This is a genomic window from Luteimonas sp. GW821-FHT14E02, from assembly GCF_058803905.1.
In genome coordinates this window covers 248,763-267,086 of the sequence record NZ_JBXAPK010000003.1, presented here as the reverse complement: position 1 = coordinate 267,086, position 18,324 = coordinate 248,763, and the positions used below count along the sequence as shown (strand labels likewise).

Here is an 18,324-nt window from a genome sequence, read left to right as displayed (position 1 = left end):
GATGACGAGCCTTGTAGGAGCGGACACGTCAAATCGGAAGCGCGTCAGTTCTCGCCGACCACATCCACGCCCTTGCCCGGCGTGTAGGTGAACATGCCCTTCGCGAACGCCGGATTCTTCTTCCAGTCGCTGAACGCGATCTCGGTGCGCTGTCCCAGCGAATCGGTCACCTCCAGCTTCGCCAAGCCACCCGCACCGAAACCCAGGCGCGCGATCTGGAAGCTCGCTTCCTGGCCGCGCTTGGGCGTCAGCGTGAGCCATTGCAGGCCGCCGTCGGTGCCCGCGAGTTCGGAAACGTCGAAGTCGCGATCCAGCTTGCCCGGCTCGATCAGCGCGGCCAGCGGGCTGTTCTGCTCTTCCGCGCCCTGCGGACGCACGGTCACCTGCGACAGATCCGGGTCGTACACCCAGACCTTCTTGCCATCGGCCACGATCAGCTGCTCGTAGGGCTTGGCGTATTCCCAGCGGAACAGGCGCGGCGCCGACAAGGCGACACGTCCGCTGGAGGATTCCTTGCGCCTGCCGTTGGCATCGAAGACTTGCTGCGAGAACTGGCCGTCCAGGCCTTTCAGGTCCTTGGTGAAGGCGGCCAGACTGTCACGCGCGCCGGCGCTGGCGCTGGCGGCGAAAAGCAGGGAAACGAGCGCGAGAACGATGCGGAAGGCGGGCATGGAAGGCTGTCGGCGTGATGTCGGGGAAAAGTGTGCGAAGGGGAAGCTGAACTCGGGCTTGTCCGGGATCGCGGCGAGCCGCCGGAGAACCGGCGGCTCCAGGTGGCGGCCCGCGATCGCTGCGTGCTCACCATGGCCGGATGAACGTCAGTAGGTCATCGACCAGATCACGGAATTGATCTTCCAACCCCCATCGGTGCGCACCAGCTGCCAGGTTTCCTTGCCCCAGTTCGTCTTCTTCGCGCCGTCGTGGTAGCTGTAGTCGAACCAGACCGAGGCGATGCTGCCATCGGTCTCGATGCGGACGTTCTCGAACTTTTCTTCCTGCGGTTCCTTCTCGGCCACGATCGAGTCGATGAACTCGATGGCGCCCTTGTCGTCGCTGGGATACACGCGCTTGGCCTCGGGTTTTTTCTTGCGCGTCCGGGCAAGCGTTTCCTCGGCGACCACGGAAGTCCAGGGAATGTCCTCGGAAAACAGCAGGGCCGTGAACTTGGCTTTGTCCTTCTCGATGATCGAGGTGCGGAAGGCTTCGATCACGGCCTCGATTTGTTGTTTCTGGGTGGCATCGTCCTGGGCGAAGGCGGAGCCGATGGGTGCGAGGAAGCAACCGATCGCGCAGACGATCGGCAGAAGATGTTTTTTCATGAAACTCAGTCCTTGAATGAAGAAGCAGCAGGGCGCGAGCTACTTCGGCGGCGGCGGTGCCAGTACCGTGCGGTCGCCGTTGTGCTCGGGCTGAGAGACTACACCGGCCGCTTCCATGGCTTCGACCAGACGCGCGGCACGGTTGTAACCGATCTTCAGACGCCGCTGCACGCCGGAGATCGAGGCGCGTCGCGTTTCGGTGACGATCTTGACCGCTTCGTCGTACAGCGGATCGCTCTCGTCCCCTGCTCCGCCGCCGGCTTCCGGCAGGCCGGTGGCGCCGACCACGGTGCCGTCGCCCATGGTCTGCACTTCGTCGAGCACGCCCTCGATGTAGTCGGGACCGCTGCTGCTCTGCCTCAGGTGATCGACGACGCGATGCACTTCCTCGTCGCTGACGAAGGCGCCGTGCACGCGCTCGGGCAACGCGGTGCCTGGCGGCAGGTAGAGCATGTCGCCGTGGCCGAGCAGTGTCTCGGCACCGGATTGATCGAGGATCGTGCGCGAGTCGATCTTGCTCGATACCTGGAAGGCGACGCGCGTGGGAATGTTGGCCTTGATCAGGCCGGTGATCACGTCCACCGACGGACGCTGCGTGGCCAGGACGAGATGGATGCCGGCCGCGCGCGCCTTCTGCGCGAGGCGCGCGATCAGCTCTTCCACCTTCTTGCCGACAATCATCATCATGTCGGCGAATTCGTCGATGATCACGACGATGAACGGCAAAGTTTCCAGCGGACGCGGTGCCTCGCCCAGCTCCGGGTTCGGCTTGAACAGCGGATCCATCATCGGCTGGCCGCTGTCCTGTGCATCCTTCACTTTCTTGTTGAAACCGGCGAGGTTGCGCACGCCCACCGCCGACATCAGCTTGTAGCGGCGTTCCATTTCCGCCACGCACCAGCGCAGGCCGTTGGCGGCCTCCTTCATGTCGGTGACCACCGGCGCCAGCAGATGCGGGATGCCCTGGTAGACGCTGAGTTCCAGCATCTTCGGGTCGATCATCAGCATGCGCACGTCCTGCGGACCGGCCTTGTACAGCAGGCTCAGCACCATGGCGTTCACGGCCACGGATTTGCCCGAACCGGTGGTGCCGGCCACCAGCAGGTGCGGCATGCGCGCGAGATCGGCCACGGTCGGGCGGCCGGCGATGTCCTTGCCGAGCGCGAGGGTGAGCGGACTGCCCGATTTGTCGTATTCCTTGGAACGCAACAGCTCGCTGAGATAGATCATCTCGCGATGCGTGTTCGGTGTCTCCAGGCCGATCACCGACTTGCCCGGGATCACGTCGACCACGCGCACCGACTTCACGGACAGGCCGCGCGCGATGTCCTTGTCGAGCGAGCTGATCTGGCTGACCTTCACGCCCGGCGCCGGTTCGATCTCGAAGCGCGTGATCACCGGGCCGGGATAGGCGCCGACCACCTGCGCGTCGATGCGGAAATCCTTGAGCTTGAATTCGATCTGGCGCGACAGCGTTTCCAGCGTGTCCTCGTCGTAGCCCTTGGGCTGCGGCTTGGGATCGTCGAGCAGTGCCAACGGCGGGATGCCGGAGCCGTCGCCGACATTGAACAGCGGAATCTGCTGCTCGCGCTTGGCGCGGTCGCTCTTCTCCACCTGCGCCGGAGCCGGCGGTTCGATCTTGACCGGGGCGCGCTTGGCACGCAGTTCGGTTTCGATCTTGCGGGTTTCCTCGCGCTCCTCGCGGTGGGCACGGGCTTCCTGCCATTCCGCCGCCTGCTGGGTACTGCGGCGAGAAGTCTGCGCGATCAGCGCCGGCAGCTTGAGCACGAACTGGCCGATGCGGTCCATCACCTTGAACCAGGACAGGCCGGTGGCCAGCGTCACCGACACCAGCAGCAGCGCCAGCAGGAAGAGATTGCCGCCGATCGGGCCGAAGCCGCGATACAGCGAGTTGCCGACCAGTCGGCCGAGGATGCCGCCGGCGCCCGCCGAGAAATGCTCGACGTTGCCAAAGCGCAGGTACAGCAGGCCGGTGGCGGAGACCAGGAAGCCGACGATGCCCATCAGGCGCAGGGCGGGTCCGAGATCGGGATTGCCGCCGCCCGGCCGCGACGTATCGCTGCCATTGTCCATGCCGAACAAGGCGATCCAGGCGATCGCGCCAAGCATGATCGGCAGCAGGAAGGCGACGTAGCCGGTCAGGTACAGCAGCACGTCGGCCAGCCAGGCGCCGACGCGGCCGCCGAGGTTGTGTAGCGGCGTGGTCACGCTGCCGGCGCTGGAGGACCAGCCCGGATCGTTCGGCGAATACGTGAACAGGCTGGCCAGCAGATACAGCAGCAGCGGGGCGATCAGGATCAGCGCGATGTCGCGCCACAGGCGCTGGCGTTGCCCATTGCCGCCATCGGGCGTGCTGCGACCATTGGGTGCGGGCGCGGCGCCCTGAGACGCGGAAGCGCGAGGACGTTTGCTGCGTTCCGGGAGCGGACGGGATGCCACCGTGCGGTTATACCTTAGGAAATCTCTGCAATGCGATGATTCTACGCGATTATTTCGGTTTGTGACCGCTTTCTCTTCTCCCTCTGGGGGAAGGTGGCGCGAAGCGCCGGATGAGGGAGGGGAATCACTAGCCGATCAACGTTCCTGGCAAGTCGCTTCCCCGCCATCATCCGCCCCTTCGGGGCACCTTCTCCCAAGGGGAGAAGGGAAAGACTTTACAGCTTCATGCCCTGCAGGGCCGGGTGTACCAGCTTGCCGCCTTCGACGTTGATGCCGCGCATCAGCGCCGCATTGTCACGCCAGCTGCCGGAGGCCAGCTTGTTCACCCACGGCAGGATCGCTGCGCAGATCGCCTGCGAGGAAGTCTGCGGCACGGCGCCGGGCATGTTGGTGACGGCGAAGTGGGTGACGCCCTCCTCCACGTAGGTCGGCTCCTTCCAGGTGGTCGGACGCGAGGTCTCGAAGCAGCCGCCCTGGTCGATGGAGATGTCGACGACCACGCTGCCGTCCTCCATGCCCTTGAGCATCTCGCGGCTGACCACGTGCGGCGCCACCGCGCCGGTGACCAGCACGGCGCCGATCACGAGGTCGGCCGAGGCCACTTCGCGCGCCACGACTTCGTCGTAGGGATACAGCGCGGTGACGTTGTTGCCCAGGCGCATCATCTCGTCCATGCGGTCCTGGCGCTTCTCGAACACGACCACGTTGGAGCCACCGGACGCGGCCAGCGCCGCGGAGTTGCCGCCGGCCTGCCCCGCACCGAATACCACCACCTTGCCGCGCTCGGTCGACGGCAGGCCGCCGAGCAGCTTGCCCTTGCCGCCCATGGGCTGGTGCAGCAGGTGCGTGCCGACCTGCACGCCGATCTTGCCGGCGATCACCGACATCGGCGCCAGCAGCGGCAGATCGCCGTTGTCGAGTTCGACGGTCTCGAAGGCGATGCCGGTCAGGCCGATGTCGAGCAGCCGCTTGGTCAGCGCCGGCAGCGGCGCCAGATGCAGATAGCAGAACAGCAGATGATCCTTGCGCAGGAGCGCGAGGTCGCCCTCGATCGGCTCCTTCACCTTGACGATCAGCTCGCCCTTTTCGTACAGCGCCGCCGCGTCCGGCGCGATCTTCACGCCCAGGCGCGTGTACTGCTCATCCTTGAACCCGGATTTGATGCCGGCATCCTTCTCCAGCCAGACCTCGTGGCCACGCTTGACGAGATCGCCCGCCGCCGCCGGCACCAATGCCACGCGGCCTTCGAGAGTCTTGGTTTCCTTGGGTACGCCGATACGCATGTGCTGTGCTCTCTAGCTGTTTGGTGGAAATTCGGTTGAAAGGCATCGCCGCATCAGGTCAAGACGGCAAAAACCCGCACGGGAGGGCGCGGGTTCGGGCGTGGCTTGCATTGTGGCGAACTAATCGTTTCAGCATTGTCGGTGATCGCCGCCTTGAGTTGGCGCTTCCGCGCCGCCAAGCTATACGACCCGAGACACTGAAATTTCACTCCGCGAGTATACATGACCACCTCGAAGCACTGCCGCCTGCTGATCCTCGGTTCCGGTCCCGCCGGCTGGACCGCTGCCGTCTACGCGGCCCGCGCCAACCTGAAACCTGTGGTCGTGACCGGCCTGCAGATGGGCGGCCAGCTGATGACGACCACCGAGGTCGACAACTGGCCCGGCGACGCGCACGACCTGCAGGGCCCGGCCCTGATGGCGCGCATGCAGGCGCATGCCGAGCGCTTCGACACTGAAGTGGTCTTCGATCACATTCATACCGCCGATCTGTCGCAGCGCCCGTTCCGCCTGAAGGGCGACAACGGCGACTACACCGCCGACGCGATCATCATCGCCACCGGCGCCACCGCCAAATATTTGGGGCTGGAGTCCGAGGAGAAGTTCAAGGGGCGTGGCGTCTCCGCCTGCGCCACCTGCGACGGCTTCTTCTACAAGGACCAGGACGTGGCCGTGGTCGGCGGCGGCAACACCGCGGTCGAGGAAGCGCTGTATCTGTCCAACATCGCCCGCAAGGTCTACCTGGTGCATCGCCGCGACACGCTGCGTGCGGAAAAGATCATGCAGGACAAACTGCAGGCCAAGATCCAGGCCGGCAAGATCGTACCGGTCTGGCACCACGTCGTCGACGAGGTGCTGGGCAACGAGGCCGGCGTGACCGGACTGCGCCTGAAGTCGGTGCAGGACAACAGCACGCGCGAGATCGAGGTGCACGGATTCTTCGTCGCCATCGGCCACACGCCGAACACCACGCTGTTCGAAGGCCAACTGGCGATGAACAATGGGTATCTGGAAATCCGCTCCGGCCTGGGCGGCGGCGCCACCGAGACTTCGGTGCCGGGCGTGTTCGCCGCCGGCGACGTCGCCGATCAGGTGTATCGCCAGGCGATCACTTCCGCCGGCTTCGGCTGCATGGCGGCGCTGGATGCCGAGAAGTTCCTGGACAAGGATGCCTGAGCGGCCCATTGCGAGGGCCCTCTTCTGCCGTCATCCCAGCGAAAGCTGGGACCCACTTTGCTGTTGCTCCAAACCGTTCTGCTCGCGAAAGCGGAGTCCAGCGTCCTGGCTTTTGAAGCAAGATCAAAATGGGTTCCAGCTTTCGCTGGGATGACGATCCGGGAACATGACCACCGCACGCATCCTCGACGATCTTTCGACCCTCGCCCCCGAGGCATGGGATGCGCTGCACGACGGTACCAATCCATTCGTCGCACATGCGTTCCTGGAAGGTCTCGAACGTCACGGCTGTCTGCGCGTCGAGTGGGGTTGGACGCCGCAGCACCTGACGCTATGGCAGGACGGCGAGCTGATCGCCGCCGCGCCGGGATACCTCAAGGACAATTCCCACGGCGAATTCGTTTTCGACCACGCCTGGGCGCACGCCTACGCGCGTCACGGCCGCGAATATTTTCCGAAGTGGTTGTGCGCGGTGCCCTACTCGCCCGTCACCGGGCCACGCCTGCTGGCGCGTGACGAAGCCGGTCGCGGGCAATTGCTCGCGGCCATGCGCGGCATCGTCGAACGCATGGGCCTGTCGTCGGCGCATGTCAATTTCCATCGCGAGAGCGAGGACGCCGCGTTCGACGAAATGTCCGGCGATACATGGCTGTCCCGAGCCGATGTGCAGTACCACTGGCGCAACGACCAAGGCTGGCGATCGTTCGACGAATTCCTCGCCGCGATGGATCACAAGCATCGCAAGAACATCCGCCAGGAACGCGCCAAGGTGGCGCGCGCCGGTGTCACCTTCCGGGTGCTGCATGGCGACGAGGCGAGCGAGGCGGACCTCGAAGCGATCCACGACTTCTATCTGCAGACATTCGCCGAGTACGGCAATTCGCCTGCGCTGACACTCGATTTCATCCGGCATCTGGCGACCGCGATGCCACGCAATCTGGTGCTGATGCTGGCCGACCAGGATGGCGAGACGATCGCCGGTGCGCTGTGCCTGCGTGGCGGCGACACGCTTTACGGCCGCTACTGGGGCGCCACCCGTCAGGTTCCGGGCCTGCATTTCGAGACCTGCTACTACCAGGGCATCGAGTACTGCCTGCGCGAAGGCCTGCGCGTGTTCGAACCCGGCGCGCAGGGCGAGCACAAGATCGCGCGCGGCTTCCTGCCGAGCTTCGTGCGCAGCCGTCACTGGATCGCCGATCCGGCGTTCTCCGCGGCCCTCGAACAGTGGTGTCGCGACGAAACGGTTGCGCTGCGGCGTTATGCGAGGATGCTCGAGACACATATGCCGTTCCGCCGCGACTGATTGCGGAGTCCGCTCACGCATGAGCTATCACCTGCCCAAACTCGGTGACGACCCGCTGGCGCCGTTTCCGGACGCAGAAACCGCGTTGCGTCGTCCGGACGGCCTGCTCGCCTTCGGCGGCGACCTCTCGCCGCCGCGGCTGCTCAACGCCTATGCGAACGGCATCTTCCCGTGGTTCTCGGCCGGGCAGCCGATCCTGTGGTGGTCGCCCGATCCGCGCACGCTGTTCCGTACCGACGGCGTGCGGCTGTCGTCGCGCTTCCGGCGCGATCTGCATCGCTCGACGTGGACGATCCGGGCCGATACCGAGTTCGAGGCCGTGATCCGCGCTTGCGCCTCCGTGCCCAGGCGCGGGCAGGACGGCACGTGGATCACCGGTGAAATGCTGGCGGCCTACGTCGCGCTGCACCGCCTCGGTCATGCGCACAGCATCGAAGTCTTCGATGGCGTGAGACTGGTCGGAGGCCTGTATGGCGTGGCGGTCGGCCGGATGTTCTTCGGCGAGAGCATGTATTCAGGCGAAAGCGGCGGTTCCAAGCTGGCGCTGGCGGGCCTGGCGCGGCGCTTGGCGGCCTGGGAATGGCCGCTGATCGATGCGCAGGTCGGCAGTGCCCACCTTTTCAGCCTGGGCGCGGAGTCCTGGCCGCGTGGCGATTTCCTCGCGCGCGTCCGCGCGCTGGCGTCGATTCCGGAGCCTTCCGGGGCCTGGACAGCGCGTTTCGGCGCCCTGCCCGTCTCCGATCTGGCTTGATGCTGGCGCTCGAATGCGGTCGCCCGAATAACGAAATTTTGCTCGTGGAGCCGTCTCGTGGCAGAATGCCGCGCTATTTCGGCGCTCCGCGCCGGGCATCACACGATTGCACAGGATGTATGGCGAAAGACGACGTCATCGAATTTGAAGGTACGGTTTCCGAAACGCTCCCGAACACCATGTTCCGGGTGAAGCTGGAAAACGGCCACGAGATCATCGCCCATATTTCCGGGCGCATGCGCAAGAACTACATCCGTATCCTGACCGGCGACAAGGTCAAGGTGGAAATGACGCCCTACGATCTGACCAAGGGGCGGATCACTTATCGCATGAAATGATTCACATGAATTGATTTGCACGACACGTGCATGGAAAAGGCGGCCCGAGGCCGCCTTTTTCTTTGGCCGCCAGGAATCCGTGGCGAACCTAGGCCGGAAGTCATCGGTGGCGAAGGTCATGACGACTTCCTGCAGATTTTGCGCGCGCGGCGAACCGCTACTTTGCTCGCGAGCTCAATCCGAGCTCGACCACCGAGATTGCCCTCATGTCATTGCTCAACAAGATGGTCCTGGCCGGTTCGTTGTTCGCGTGCGCGGGTGCCGCGTTCGCGGCGTCCGGCGATGGTTGCGTGGATGTCAGCGATGCGCGCACCGTGTCGGCATTCGGCACGCAGTACGCGCTCGTCAAGGATAACGATGCGTATTACAAGCTCGGCTTCCGCGGCAACGGCTGCGATGCGTTGACCCTGGCCACCCAGGTGGAAGTCTCGACGGACAACGGCCGTCTTTGCCCGAAGACCAGTCATGTCACGACCAAGCGCGGCAGCTGCGATGTGATGAGGATCGAGCAGATCGAGCAGCAGTCCTACGAGCGCCTGCGTCGCCGGCGATAGAACCGATAGAACCGGGTAACGAAGGCAATCGCACGGGAAGCCTCCCGTGACCGGATCGCGTGGACGCCGGCGGGAATCCTGTTGGCGTCTCGTTTTGCCCTGCCCGGCATCAAGTCAGGGGCCGAGCCTGGACCGGCGTTTCTGGTTCCGGTGGCCCGCACTGCCCCGAACCGGCCCGCTACCTTGAAAAACGGTATGTGAGCGTGGAGGCCGATCCGCGCCGGCGCTGTCCGGCGCTCAAGGGGCTTGCTGCCCGCGGCATTCCAGCGGAAAACTGAATACGCTATCAGAAATGTGACATTTAGTATTTATTGAATGTGATGAATATCACGAATATGATGCCCGCCGCCAAGGACCGTGTCCGGCAGTCTCAAATCCATCACATTCATAGGGGAACCATCCATGTCTTTCCGTCTTGCCGCCGCAAGCGTGGCGCTGGCTATTGCCGCCGTCGTCGCTCCGGCCCACGCCGATTCGCTGACCCCCGCCTCCGATTGCCGCTTCACCCAGGGCTATTGGCAGAACCGCGCGCAGAACGCGGGCGATTTCACCACGGATATCTGGCTGTCGCTGCGCGACCAGGCCTTCTACCAGTCCGGCCTCACCTACGGTCAGGTCCTGGTGGTCGCTCCGCGCGGCAATGCTTACTGGATCCTCGCCCATCAGCTGGTGGCCGCCCAGGCCAACTACGCCAACGGCGCCGACCCCACGGGTGATACCGCTGCCGCGCTGACCCGCGCCGACGAAATCCTGTCCGCCTACACCCCGCAGCAGATCGCCGCGCTGCCGAAGACCGACCCGCTGCGCCAGGAACTCATCCAGCTCGCCAACACCCTGGACGACTGGAACAACGGCCTGATCGGTACCGGCCTCTGCTCCGGTGGCGGCAGCTTCGCTCCGTAAGACGGATCGCTCGCAATCCTCCGCGACAAACGAAACCGGCGGCCTGATGGCCGCCGGTTTTTTCATGGGCGCGTGCCGGGTTCGGCCACCGCTATTTCACCGAGCACGACAAGGTGAATCTCAACGAGCTGTTGGCAGGCAGCGCCGCCAGCGCGACACCCGATTGCAGCGAGGACACGCTGACCGAGGGACAGATGGCTCCGCCGCTCACCACGGCGCACTGCACATCGACGCAATCGAGGCTGCTGGTCAACGGGTCGCTCAGGACGCTGCCACTGGCATCGCCCGGCCCGCTGTTGCTGACGACGATGCTGTAGGACTGCAGACTGCCCTTCCCGACCGTGTCGCTGGGCTGGTCACTCGCGCCCGCCGACGGCGTGTTGGTCTTGGTGATGCTGAGATTGCTGGTGGTGACGGTATTGGTGAAGGTACAGGTGACCGTTTCCCCCGCCGACACGTTGATGCTGGCGACACGGGTGGCGGCGTTGCCGCTGCTGTTGCCGCCATTGGGGTCGTTGCAGACCAGTCCCGTGAGCGACCAGCCGGTGGTCGCCGCCTCGGTGACGGTGTAGCTGCCCGGCGCGACGCCTGCGAAAGTGCGGGTGTTGGACAGCGTGGCATCGCTGTCATCGTCCAGACTGAACGCACTGAGGCCGGTGCCGGTGGTGGTGAAGCTGAAATCCTGCGCATCGTTCGGGACGGCGTCCTTGACGATGACGATCGTGCCGCCGGGTGTATTGGTCAGCGTGCAGGTGATGTTGTCGGTCAGGCTCTGCGGCGTGATGGTGAAACTCTGCCCGGACCCCGAAGGCAGGACCGTCGTCGAAGCGGCATTGGCATTGGTGCAGGAGATGCTGGTGGCATAGCTGCTCAGGTTGGTGGTGCCGGCGGCGGCTTCGGTCAAGGTATAGGTCGCGCCGGCCGCGACCGTGGTCGCTCCGGTCGTGCCGGTGCCGGCGGTGACCGTGGCGCCGGTCCCCGCCGTGGTGCTGTTGGCGACGCTGTTGATGACCGTGCCGCCGGCATCCTTGATCTGTGTCGTGAATTGATCGGTGGCCTGCAAGCGTCCGCTGGCGGCGAGCGCCTTGTTGACGGTGATGGTCGGCGCATCCAGGGAGACGCTGACGATCACGGCATCGCCGTTGTTGGCGACCGCGACCGGCTGCCAGCGCGTCGAACTGGTGTTGCTGCGCATGTACACCTTCATGCTCACCGTGCTCAGGCCGGAACCATTGATCCGTACCGATCCGCACGCGGCCTGGTTGAGCGCGCAGGAGACGCTGGGCGCGCTGACCGTGGAATACACCCAGTTGGCGCCATAGCTGAAACCATTGGCTGTGCCGGCACCGACCGCGAACGGCGTGTTGCCGGACAGCCGGGTCAGGCTGACGCCACTGGTGACGACTTCGAATTCCTGCGAGAAGTTGATGGTCTCGCTGGTCGAGGTATCCCGGGCGAAACCGCCGAGGCCTGAGAAATGCAGCACAGGGTTGGTGACGGGCTGGCTGAAGCTCAGCGTGAGGGTGGCCATGTAGAAGCGCGTGCCTGTCGGCAGATTGGCGTTGGCGAAGGCGCGGGTCGAGGCGAACAGCTGCGCGCCCGCGTTGGTGCCGACCGTGATGCCGGTCCCCGCGGCGGCGCCTCCGGTGGAGGTGAAGTTGCCGCTGGCCGGTGAACCGACGGCGGACAGCGGCGAATAGAGGCCGGTGCTCGTCAGCAAAGGAGCGAAATTGTTCGCGTCCGCGCCGAAGTTGACGGCCACGCCGGTCGACGATTCGGTCACCGTGTTGAGCGTGTACTGCTGATCACCGAGCGCGTAAGTGACCGTGAGCGCCGGATTGGTGGGGACGAAGGTGTTCCCGGTCGGGTTGTCGGTGTTGTTGCGGATCGTCACGGCCTGCGGCGCTGTCGACGGACCGGACCCGGCGGGGCCGCTGTTGGCCGGCGTCGTGGCATTGCTGATCAACTCGAGCGATTGCGCCGCCCATGCGGGCGTAGCGGCCAGGCACAGCCAAAGCAAACCACCGGCCGCCGGCCGGCGGAATTTCCCGATTTTATTCACATCCCCTCCCTGTTCCTCCGGCGCCCCTAGCAATCCCCTCTCGTGCCCGGCCGGATAACGGGATCATGAGAGTGACTCAAGTCACAAAAATATGATGCCATAGATCACATTCATGTGATGATGGCGTCATGGGCGCCCCGGTGCATGCGGGGCCGGAAGGGATTGTCCGAAGGCTGGAGAGTCGGGTCTTGGGCGAAGACCGATGGCCGCGTGCGTTCTTGCGGCGTGGTTCATTACGCAAGCACACGGATGCCGGGGCTGGCCGCCCCGGCGATCCTGCGCTGCCCGAATGCTTAAACGGAAACCGGCAGCAGCTTTTCCGGCTCGGCCTGCACGTCGAGCACGATCTCGCCGTCCTTGACGTCGACGCCGACGCGCCCGCCCTGCACCAGCTTGCCGAACAGCAGTTCGTCGGCAAGCGGACGCTTGATCTTGTCCTGGATCAGCCGCGCCATCGGACGCGCGCCCATCAGTGGATCGAAGCCGTGCTGGGCCATCCAGTCGCGCGCGGCCGGCGTAGCCGAGAGCGTGACGTTCTTTTCGTGCAGCTGCGACTCCAGTTCGATCAGGAACTTGTCGACCACGCGCAGGATGTGCTCCATGCCCAGCGCCTGGAACTGCACGATCGCATCGAGGCGGTTGCGGAATTCCGGCGAGAAGCCCTTGCGGATCACTTCCATCGCATCGGTGCTGTGGTCCTGCCGGGTGAAGCCGATCGAACGGCGTGCCGCCTGCGCGGCGCCCGCGTTGGTGGTCATCACCAGGATCACGTTGCGGAAGTTCGCCTCGCGTCCGTTGGTGTCGGTGAGAATGCCGCGGTCCATCACCTGCAACAGGATGTTGAAGATGTCCGGATGCGCCTTCTCCACCTCGTCGAGCAGCAGCACGCAGTGCGGCGTCTTGACGATCTTCTCGGTGAGCAGGCCGCCCTGGTCGAAGCCGACGTAACCCGGAGGCGCGCCGATCAGGCGGCTGACCGAATGCGGCTCCATGTATTCGCTCATGTCGAAACGCACCAGCTCGATGCCGAGCTGCAGCGCGAGCTGCTTGGTCACCTCGGTCTTGCCGACACCGGTCGGGCCGGCGAACAGGAAGTTGCCGATCGGCTTGTCGGGATTGCCCAGGCCCGAACGGGCGAGCTTGATCGCCGAGGTCAGCGTTTCGATCGCCGGATCCTGGCCGAAGATCACCATCTTCAGATTGCGCTCCAGGTGCTCGAGCACGTCCTTGTCGGACGCGCTGACCTGCTTGGCGGGAATGCGCGCCATCTTCGCCACGATCGTCTCGACTTCCTCGACATCGATCAGGCTCTTGCGCACGCCTTCCGGCAGCAGCCTTTGACGCGCACCCGCCTCGTCGATCACGTCGATGGCCTTGTCGGGCAGCAGGCGGTCGCCGATGTGCTTCACCGACAGGTCGACGGCCGCCTTGATGGCGTCGTCGGCGTAGGTGACGCCGTGATGGGCTTCGTACTTGGACTTCAGGCCTTGCAGGATCTCGATGGTCTCGCCCACCGTCGGCTCGACGATGTCGATCTTCTGGAAGCGGCGTGCCAGCGCGCGATCCTTCTCGAAGATACCGCGGTATTCCTGGAACGTGGTCGAGCCGATGCAGCGCAGCTCGCCCGAAGCCAGAGCCGGCTTGATCAGGTTGCTGGCGTCCATGGTACCGCCACTGGCGGAACCGGCACCAATGATGGTGTGGATCTCGTCGATGAACAGCACCGCGCCCGGAATCTTCTTCAGCGCGGACAGCACGGCTTTCAGGCGCTTCTCGAAATCGCCGCGGTACTTGGTGCCGGCGACGAGGGCGCCAAGGTCGAGCGAGTAGATGGTGGCGTCCATCAGCACGTCCGGCACTTCGCCGTCGACGATGCGCTTGGCCAGGCCCTCGGCGAGCGCGGTCTTGCCGACGCCGGCCTCGCCGACGTAGAGCGGATTGTTCTTGCGGCGGCGGCACAACACCTGGATCGTGCGCTCGATTTCCTCGGCGCGGCCGACCAGCGGATCGATCTTGCCGTCCAGCGCCATCGCATTGAGGTTGCTGGCGTACTCGGCCAGGGCGTCGCCCTTGCCCTCGCTCTCGCCGCCTTCGGATTTCTGCCCGGATTCCTCGCTTTCGCGCGGCTCCTCGCCGCCGGTCTTGGCGATGCCGTGCGAGAGGTAGTTGACGACATCCAGCCGGTTCACGTCCTGCTGGTTGAGGTAGTAGACCGCGTGCGAATCTTTTTCGCCGAAGATCGCCACCAGCACGTTGGCGCCGGTGACTTCCTTCTTGCCGGAAGACTGCACGTGGTACACGGCGCGCTGCAGCACGCGCTGGAAACCGAGCGTGGGTTGCGTGTCGCGGGCGTCGTCGTCGGCCAGGCGCGAGACCGAACTGGCGATGGCCTGTTCGAGATCGCTGCGCAGGCGGTTGAAATCGGCGCCGACGGCTTTTAGGACGGCTTCTGCAGAAGGATTATCGAGCAGCGCGAGTAACAGATGTTCGACCGTCATGTATTCGTCGCGCGCCTCGCGAGCGCGCTTGTAACACTGGCCGATGGAGTATTCGAGATCTTTGGAGAACATGGGGCGGAAGCCTCCTGAACGTCTGTTACCCAGATGGGGCCACCGACCGGATTTTCCATGCCCGCCCCGTGCTGTCGTTTTAGGCCTTTTCCCCTGTGCTCCGCAAGATGTACGGGTGGCGGGATGCAGAATCCCATGGCAACGATTCAGAGAGCGTGCGCAAGCTCTCCTTTCGGGGGCGCATTCGGCTTACGCTTTCTCCATCGTGCACAGCAGCGGATGCTGGTTGAGACGGGAATATTCGTTGACTTGCGCCACCTTGGACTCCGCCACTTCGCGCGTGTAAACACCGCAAACGCCGCGACCGCGCGTGTGCACGTGCAACATCACCTGGGTGGCCTTGTCGAGATTCATGGCGAAAAAACGCACTAGAACGTCGACGACGAAGTCCATCGGCGTGTAGTCATCGTTCAGCAACAAGACGGAATACAGCGGCGGGCGTGCCACTTCCGGCTTGCTGGTTTCCACGGCGACGCCGTGATCATGCTCGTGTTCGCGTGGGTTGTTGGCCATCGGTGAATTATACGAGGGGCGCCATCGCGTTGAAAAATGCACGCCCTTCGCATTTCTCGTCGTCGAGCCGGCATCTCACGCCGTCGTGAATCAATCACTTGTACGATCGATCCGCCGAATGGCGGCCCATGGTTGGGCACGGTGCGGACATGGCATGTGACAATAGTCCTATGACCTATCGCGAAGGACGCTTCTGGCAACCCGACGTGACCGTCGCCACCCTCGTGGTCGACGGCGGGCGCCTGCTGTGCGTGGAAGAGCACGTCAACGGCGGACTGGTGCTCAACCAGCCGGCCGGCCACCTCGAACCGGACGAAAGCCTGGAACAGGCCGCCCTGCGCGAAACCCTCGAGGAAACCGGCTGGGATGTGCGCCTGACCGCCTTCGTCGGCGCCTATCAGTGGAAGGCGCCGCCGCGCGAGGGCGAGAGCGATGGCCGGCACTACCTGCGTTTCGCCTTCGCCGCGGAGCCGGTCGCCCACGATCCGGCGCGGCCGCTCGACGAGGGCATCGTGCGCGCGGTCTGGATGACGCCGGCCGAACTGCTGGCCGCGCGCGCGCGTCACCGCAGTCCGCTGGTCTGGCAGGCGGTGACCGATCATCTGGCCGGGCAGCGCTATCCGCTGTCGATGCTGACGCATCTGGTGGTGTGAGGATGGCCGCTGTCCGGACGATCGTTGGCATGTCGGGCGGCGTCGATTCGTCGGTGGCCGCCCTGCTCTTGCGCGATGCCGATGAGCCGACAGCGGGCCTCTTCATGCAGAACTGGGCCGACGACGGCAGCGGCGACTGCCGCGCCGAGGACGATCGCCGCGATGCGGTCGCGGTGTGCGGGCGCCTCGGCATCCCGATTCATTTCCGGGATTTTTCGAAAGAATATTGGGACGGTGTGTTCGCCCACTTCATCGCCGAATACGCTTCCGGCCGCACGCCGAATCCGGACGTGCTGTGCAATCGCGAGATCAAGTTCAAGTATTTCCTCGATGCCGCCCGTGATCTCGGCGCCGAGCGAATCGCCACCGGACACTACGCGCGGGTCGCGAACAACGCCGGCCGCTGGCAGCTGTTGCGCGCCCGCGATCGTGCCAAGGACCAGAGCTACTTCCTGCACCAGCTCGGGCAGTCGCAGCTCGCGGCCACACTATTTCCGCTCGGCGACCTGGCCAAGCCCGAGGTCCGCCGCATCGCCACCGAGGCCGGGCTTTCGACCGCCGCCAAGAAGGATTCCACCGGCATCTGCTTCATCGGCGAACGCGATTTCCGCGAATTCCTGTCGCGCTATCTGCCGGCCAGGCCCGGCGAGATGCGCACACCTGACGGCCGCGTCGTCGGCACGCATCCGGGCGTGTTCTATTTCACCCTCGGGCAGCGCGAAGGCTTGCAGCTCGGCGGCGTGCGCGGATTCGATGCCGCGCCCTGGTACGTGGTCGGCAAGGATGTCGAGCGCAATCTGCTGTATGTCGATCAGGGCAGCGACAGCCCCTATCTGCTGTCGAACATCGCGAAGACCGAGACCGCGCACTGGATCGCCGCCAGTCCGCCGGCTTCCGCTTTCACCTGCACTGCGCAGATTCGCTATCGCCAGACGGATGAAGCCTGCGATGTGCGCGTGACCGACGACGGCACGCTGGAAGTCCGCTTCGCGCGTTCGCAGCGCGCGATGACGCCGGGCCAGTCGCTGGTGCTCTACGACGGCGATGTCTGTCTTGGCGGCGCCGTGATCGCATCCACCGATGCGCCCCTGGAAATCACCTTGCCATTGCCGCGACGGGAGGCGGCGGCCTGATGCACGAACGTATCCTCGCCCTCGCCGGCCTGCTGCAGGCGCTCAAACAAGTGCGTCGTGTCGCCGAGACCGGACAGGCGGAAGGTTCGGTGCTGGAAACCGCGCTCGACAGCGTGTTCCGCATCGACGCCGAATCGCCGGAGGCCGTCTACGGCAACGTGGAAGCTCTCCGCCCTGGCCTGCGCCTGCTACGCGAATATTTCCGCAACGAGAACAAGGACGAGGCACTGCCGCGGCTCGCGCTGGCGGTGCTGCAGATCGAACGCCGCTTCGTGCGCGACGGCGCGATGGCCACGCGCGTGCACGAAGGCATCCTCGCGGCCGCGCCGCTCGCAGAACGCCTGGGGAGTACCCATCCCGAAGTGCTGACCGCGCTCGGGCAGCTGTATGCGGACACCATCAGCCACCTGCGCCCGAAGGTGATGGTGCAAGGCAATCCGCATTATCTCGGGCAGAACGACATCGTCTCGGAAATCCGCGCGGTGCTGCTGGCGGCGGTGCGTTCGGCGGTGCTGTGGCGGCAGATGGGCGGCAGCCTGTTCGATTTCCTATGGAGCCGGCGCCAGATGCTCGCTGCGATCGACGCGTCCTTGCGCTGACCCCGTGCGGAATGCGAGTTGAATCGCAGGATCAATCCGGCACGATCAACTTCAGGCCCTTGAAGTAATCCCGATAGAACCCGGCATCGCGGGTGATCAGGCCATCGCATTGCAGCAGCGCATGCGCGCCGATCAGGAAATCGGCGACCACGCGTTCGCGCATGCCCCCGCGTGTGCGGAAGCGGCGGTACATGTGGCCGGCGCGCATCGCGGCGGCTTCGTGGGTCGATTCGTAGCGGATGCCCAGCGACGCCAGGGTGTCCAGCAGGCTCACCGACGTGTCCAGCATCGCCTGCACTTCGGCCACGACGGCGTCGCAGACGACCACGTCCTCCCGCGCCAGCGCCTCGCCGATGCAGATTTCCGACGACTCGGCATGCACCGGGTCGCCGATCAGCACGTCAAGCAGCGTTGACGAGTCGAGTGCGATCATTCCAGCGGATCGCCCGGAGCGCGGCCGCGGACGGTGCGCAGGGCCTCGTCGGTGCTGGTCATCCCATCGACCAGCTTGAACTTGCCGCGGACCTTGCGCAGTGCTTCAGTGACATCTTTGCGGAGGATGATACGGCCGCCGTCCAGCTCCACCTTCAGGGTGGTGCCTTTGGTCAGGCCCAGGGCGTCGCGAACCGCCTTGGGCAGTGTGATTTGGCCGCGTTCGGCGACAGTGGCTTCCATGGGACGCCTCCTGGACTATTCCGGTACGGGCT

At 64.9% G+C, this 18,324-nt stretch carries 18 protein-coding genes; 9 read left to right on the top strand and 9 right to left on the bottom strand.

Annotation, left to right across the window (positions count from 1 at the left end; translation table 11 throughout):
• Window positions 1–44 precede the first annotated feature (44 nt).
• The 4 genes from lolA to AC1RNP_RS06830 form a co-directional block, all read right to left on the bottom strand.
• The gene (gene lolA / locus AC1RNP_RS06845) at window positions 45–671 is read right to left on the bottom strand and encodes an outer membrane lipoprotein periplasmic chaperone LolA (protein WP_493050512.1); all 627 of its coding nucleotides are present in this window, start codon (window positions 669–671) and stop codon (window positions 45–47) included.
• A 147-nt stretch (window positions 672–818) separates the two neighbouring features.
• Window positions 819–1,319 (bottom strand): YybH family protein, encoded by a 501-nt coding sequence (locus AC1RNP_RS06840; RefSeq protein WP_493050511.1) that lies wholly within the window; start codon window positions 1,317–1,319, stop codon window positions 819–821.
• A 39-nt stretch (window positions 1,320–1,358) separates the two neighbouring features.
• On the bottom strand, window positions 1,359–3,659 hold the full coding sequence (locus AC1RNP_RS06835) for a DNA translocase FtsK (RefSeq protein ID WP_493050673.1): 2,301 nt from the start codon (window positions 3,657–3,659) through the stop codon (window positions 1,359–1,361).
• A 335-nt stretch (window positions 3,660–3,994) separates the two neighbouring features.
• Window positions 3,995–5,062, bottom strand: a complete 1,068-nt coding sequence (locus tag AC1RNP_RS06830; protein WP_493050510.1) for an alanine dehydrogenase — start codon at window positions 5,060–5,062, stop codon at window positions 3,995–3,997.
• A gap of 222 nt (window positions 5,063–5,284) precedes the next feature.
• Here AC1RNP_RS06830 and trxB point away from each other — a divergent pair, with 222 nt between their 5' ends.
• The 6 genes from trxB to AC1RNP_RS06800 all read left to right on the top strand — a co-directional run bounded on the left by trxB (window position 5,285) and on the right by AC1RNP_RS06800 (window position 10,087).
• On the top strand, window positions 5,285–6,238 hold the full coding sequence (gene trxB / locus AC1RNP_RS06825) for a thioredoxin-disulfide reductase (RefSeq protein ID WP_493050509.1): 954 nt from the start codon (window positions 5,285–5,287) through the stop codon (window positions 6,236–6,238).
• Window positions 6,239–6,404: 166 nt separating this feature from the next.
• Window positions 6,405–7,541, top strand: coding sequence for a GNAT family N-acetyltransferase (locus AC1RNP_RS06820; protein ID WP_493050508.1), 1,137 nt, complete (start codon window positions 6,405–6,407; stop codon window positions 7,539–7,541).
• A gap of 19 nt (window positions 7,542–7,560) precedes the next feature.
• Window positions 7,561–8,292: a leucyl/phenylalanyl-tRNA--protein transferase gene (aat, locus tag AC1RNP_RS06815; protein WP_493050507.1), complete on the top strand. Its 732-nt coding sequence runs from the start codon at window positions 7,561–7,563 to the stop codon at window positions 8,290–8,292.
• A 119-nt stretch (window positions 8,293–8,411) separates the two neighbouring features.
• Entirely contained in the window at window positions 8,412–8,630 is a 219-nt protein-coding gene (gene infA, locus AC1RNP_RS06810; protein WP_117202246.1) for a translation initiation factor IF-1, read from the top strand.
• A 206-nt stretch (window positions 8,631–8,836) separates the two neighbouring features.
• Window positions 8,837–9,184, top strand: coding sequence for a hypothetical protein (locus AC1RNP_RS06805; protein WP_493050506.1), 348 nt, complete (start codon window positions 8,837–8,839; stop codon window positions 9,182–9,184).
• 402 nt (window positions 9,185–9,586) lie between these two features.
• Window positions 9,587–10,087 (top strand): hypothetical protein, encoded by a 501-nt coding sequence (locus AC1RNP_RS06800; RefSeq protein ID WP_493050505.1) that lies wholly within the window; start codon window positions 9,587–9,589, stop codon window positions 10,085–10,087.
• Window positions 10,088–10,178: 91 nt separating this feature from the next.
• Here the strand turns inward: AC1RNP_RS06800 and AC1RNP_RS06795 are convergent, their stop codons facing one another.
• The 3 genes from AC1RNP_RS06795 to clpS form a co-directional block, all read right to left on the bottom strand.
• On the bottom strand, window positions 10,179–12,149 hold the full coding sequence (locus AC1RNP_RS06795) for a prealbumin-like fold domain-containing protein (RefSeq protein ID WP_493050504.1): 1,971 nt from the start codon (window positions 12,147–12,149) through the stop codon (window positions 10,179–10,181).
• Window positions 12,150–12,442: 293 nt separating this feature from the next.
• Window positions 12,443–14,719: an ATP-dependent Clp protease ATP-binding subunit ClpA gene (gene clpA / locus AC1RNP_RS06790; RefSeq protein ID WP_493050503.1), complete on the bottom strand. Its 2,277-nt coding sequence runs from the start codon at window positions 14,717–14,719 to the stop codon at window positions 12,443–12,445.
• 189 nt (window positions 14,720–14,908) lie between these two features.
• Window positions 14,909–15,232, bottom strand: a complete 324-nt coding sequence (clpS, locus tag AC1RNP_RS06785) for an ATP-dependent Clp protease adapter ClpS (protein ID WP_493050502.1) — start codon at window positions 15,230–15,232, stop codon at window positions 14,909–14,911.
• A gap of 170 nt (window positions 15,233–15,402) precedes the next feature.
• On the opposite strand from clpS, the gene AC1RNP_RS06780 reads away from it, so the two are divergent.
• The 3 genes from AC1RNP_RS06780 to hflD are packed head-to-tail and all read left to right on the top strand — an operon-like array spanning window position 15,403 to window position 17,617.
• The gene (locus tag AC1RNP_RS06780) at window positions 15,403–15,885 is read left to right on the top strand and encodes an NUDIX hydrolase (protein WP_493050501.1); all 483 of its coding nucleotides are present in this window, start codon (window positions 15,403–15,405) and stop codon (window positions 15,883–15,885) included.
• A gap of 2 nt (window positions 15,886–15,887) precedes the next feature.
• Window positions 15,888–17,018: a tRNA 2-thiouridine(34) synthase MnmA gene (mnmA, locus tag AC1RNP_RS06775; protein ID WP_493050500.1), complete on the top strand. Its 1,131-nt coding sequence runs from the start codon at window positions 15,888–15,890 to the stop codon at window positions 17,016–17,018.
• A complete protein-coding gene (hflD, locus tag AC1RNP_RS06770; RefSeq protein ID WP_493050499.1) occupies window positions 17,018–17,617 on the top strand; it encodes a high frequency lysogenization protein HflD in 600 nt (199 codons plus the stop codon). The genes mnmA and hflD overlap by 1 nt, the downstream gene beginning before the upstream one ends.
• A 31-nt stretch (window positions 17,618–17,648) precedes the next feature.
• On the opposite strand, the gene AC1RNP_RS06765 is transcribed toward hflD, so the two are convergent.
• Together AC1RNP_RS06765 and AC1RNP_RS06760 are read right to left on the bottom strand one after the other, a co-directional pair.
• Complete coding sequence (locus AC1RNP_RS06765; protein ID WP_493050498.1) at window positions 17,649–18,050, bottom strand: type II toxin-antitoxin system VapC family toxin; 402 nt, start codon at window positions 18,048–18,050, stop codon at window positions 17,649–17,651.
• On the bottom strand, window positions 18,047–18,292 hold the full coding sequence (locus tag AC1RNP_RS06760) for an AbrB/MazE/SpoVT family DNA-binding domain-containing protein (protein ID WP_493050497.1): 246 nt from the start codon (window positions 18,290–18,292) through the stop codon (window positions 18,047–18,049). The genes AC1RNP_RS06765 and AC1RNP_RS06760 overlap by 4 nt, the downstream gene beginning before the upstream one ends.
• Window positions 18,293–18,324 lie beyond the last annotated feature (32 nt).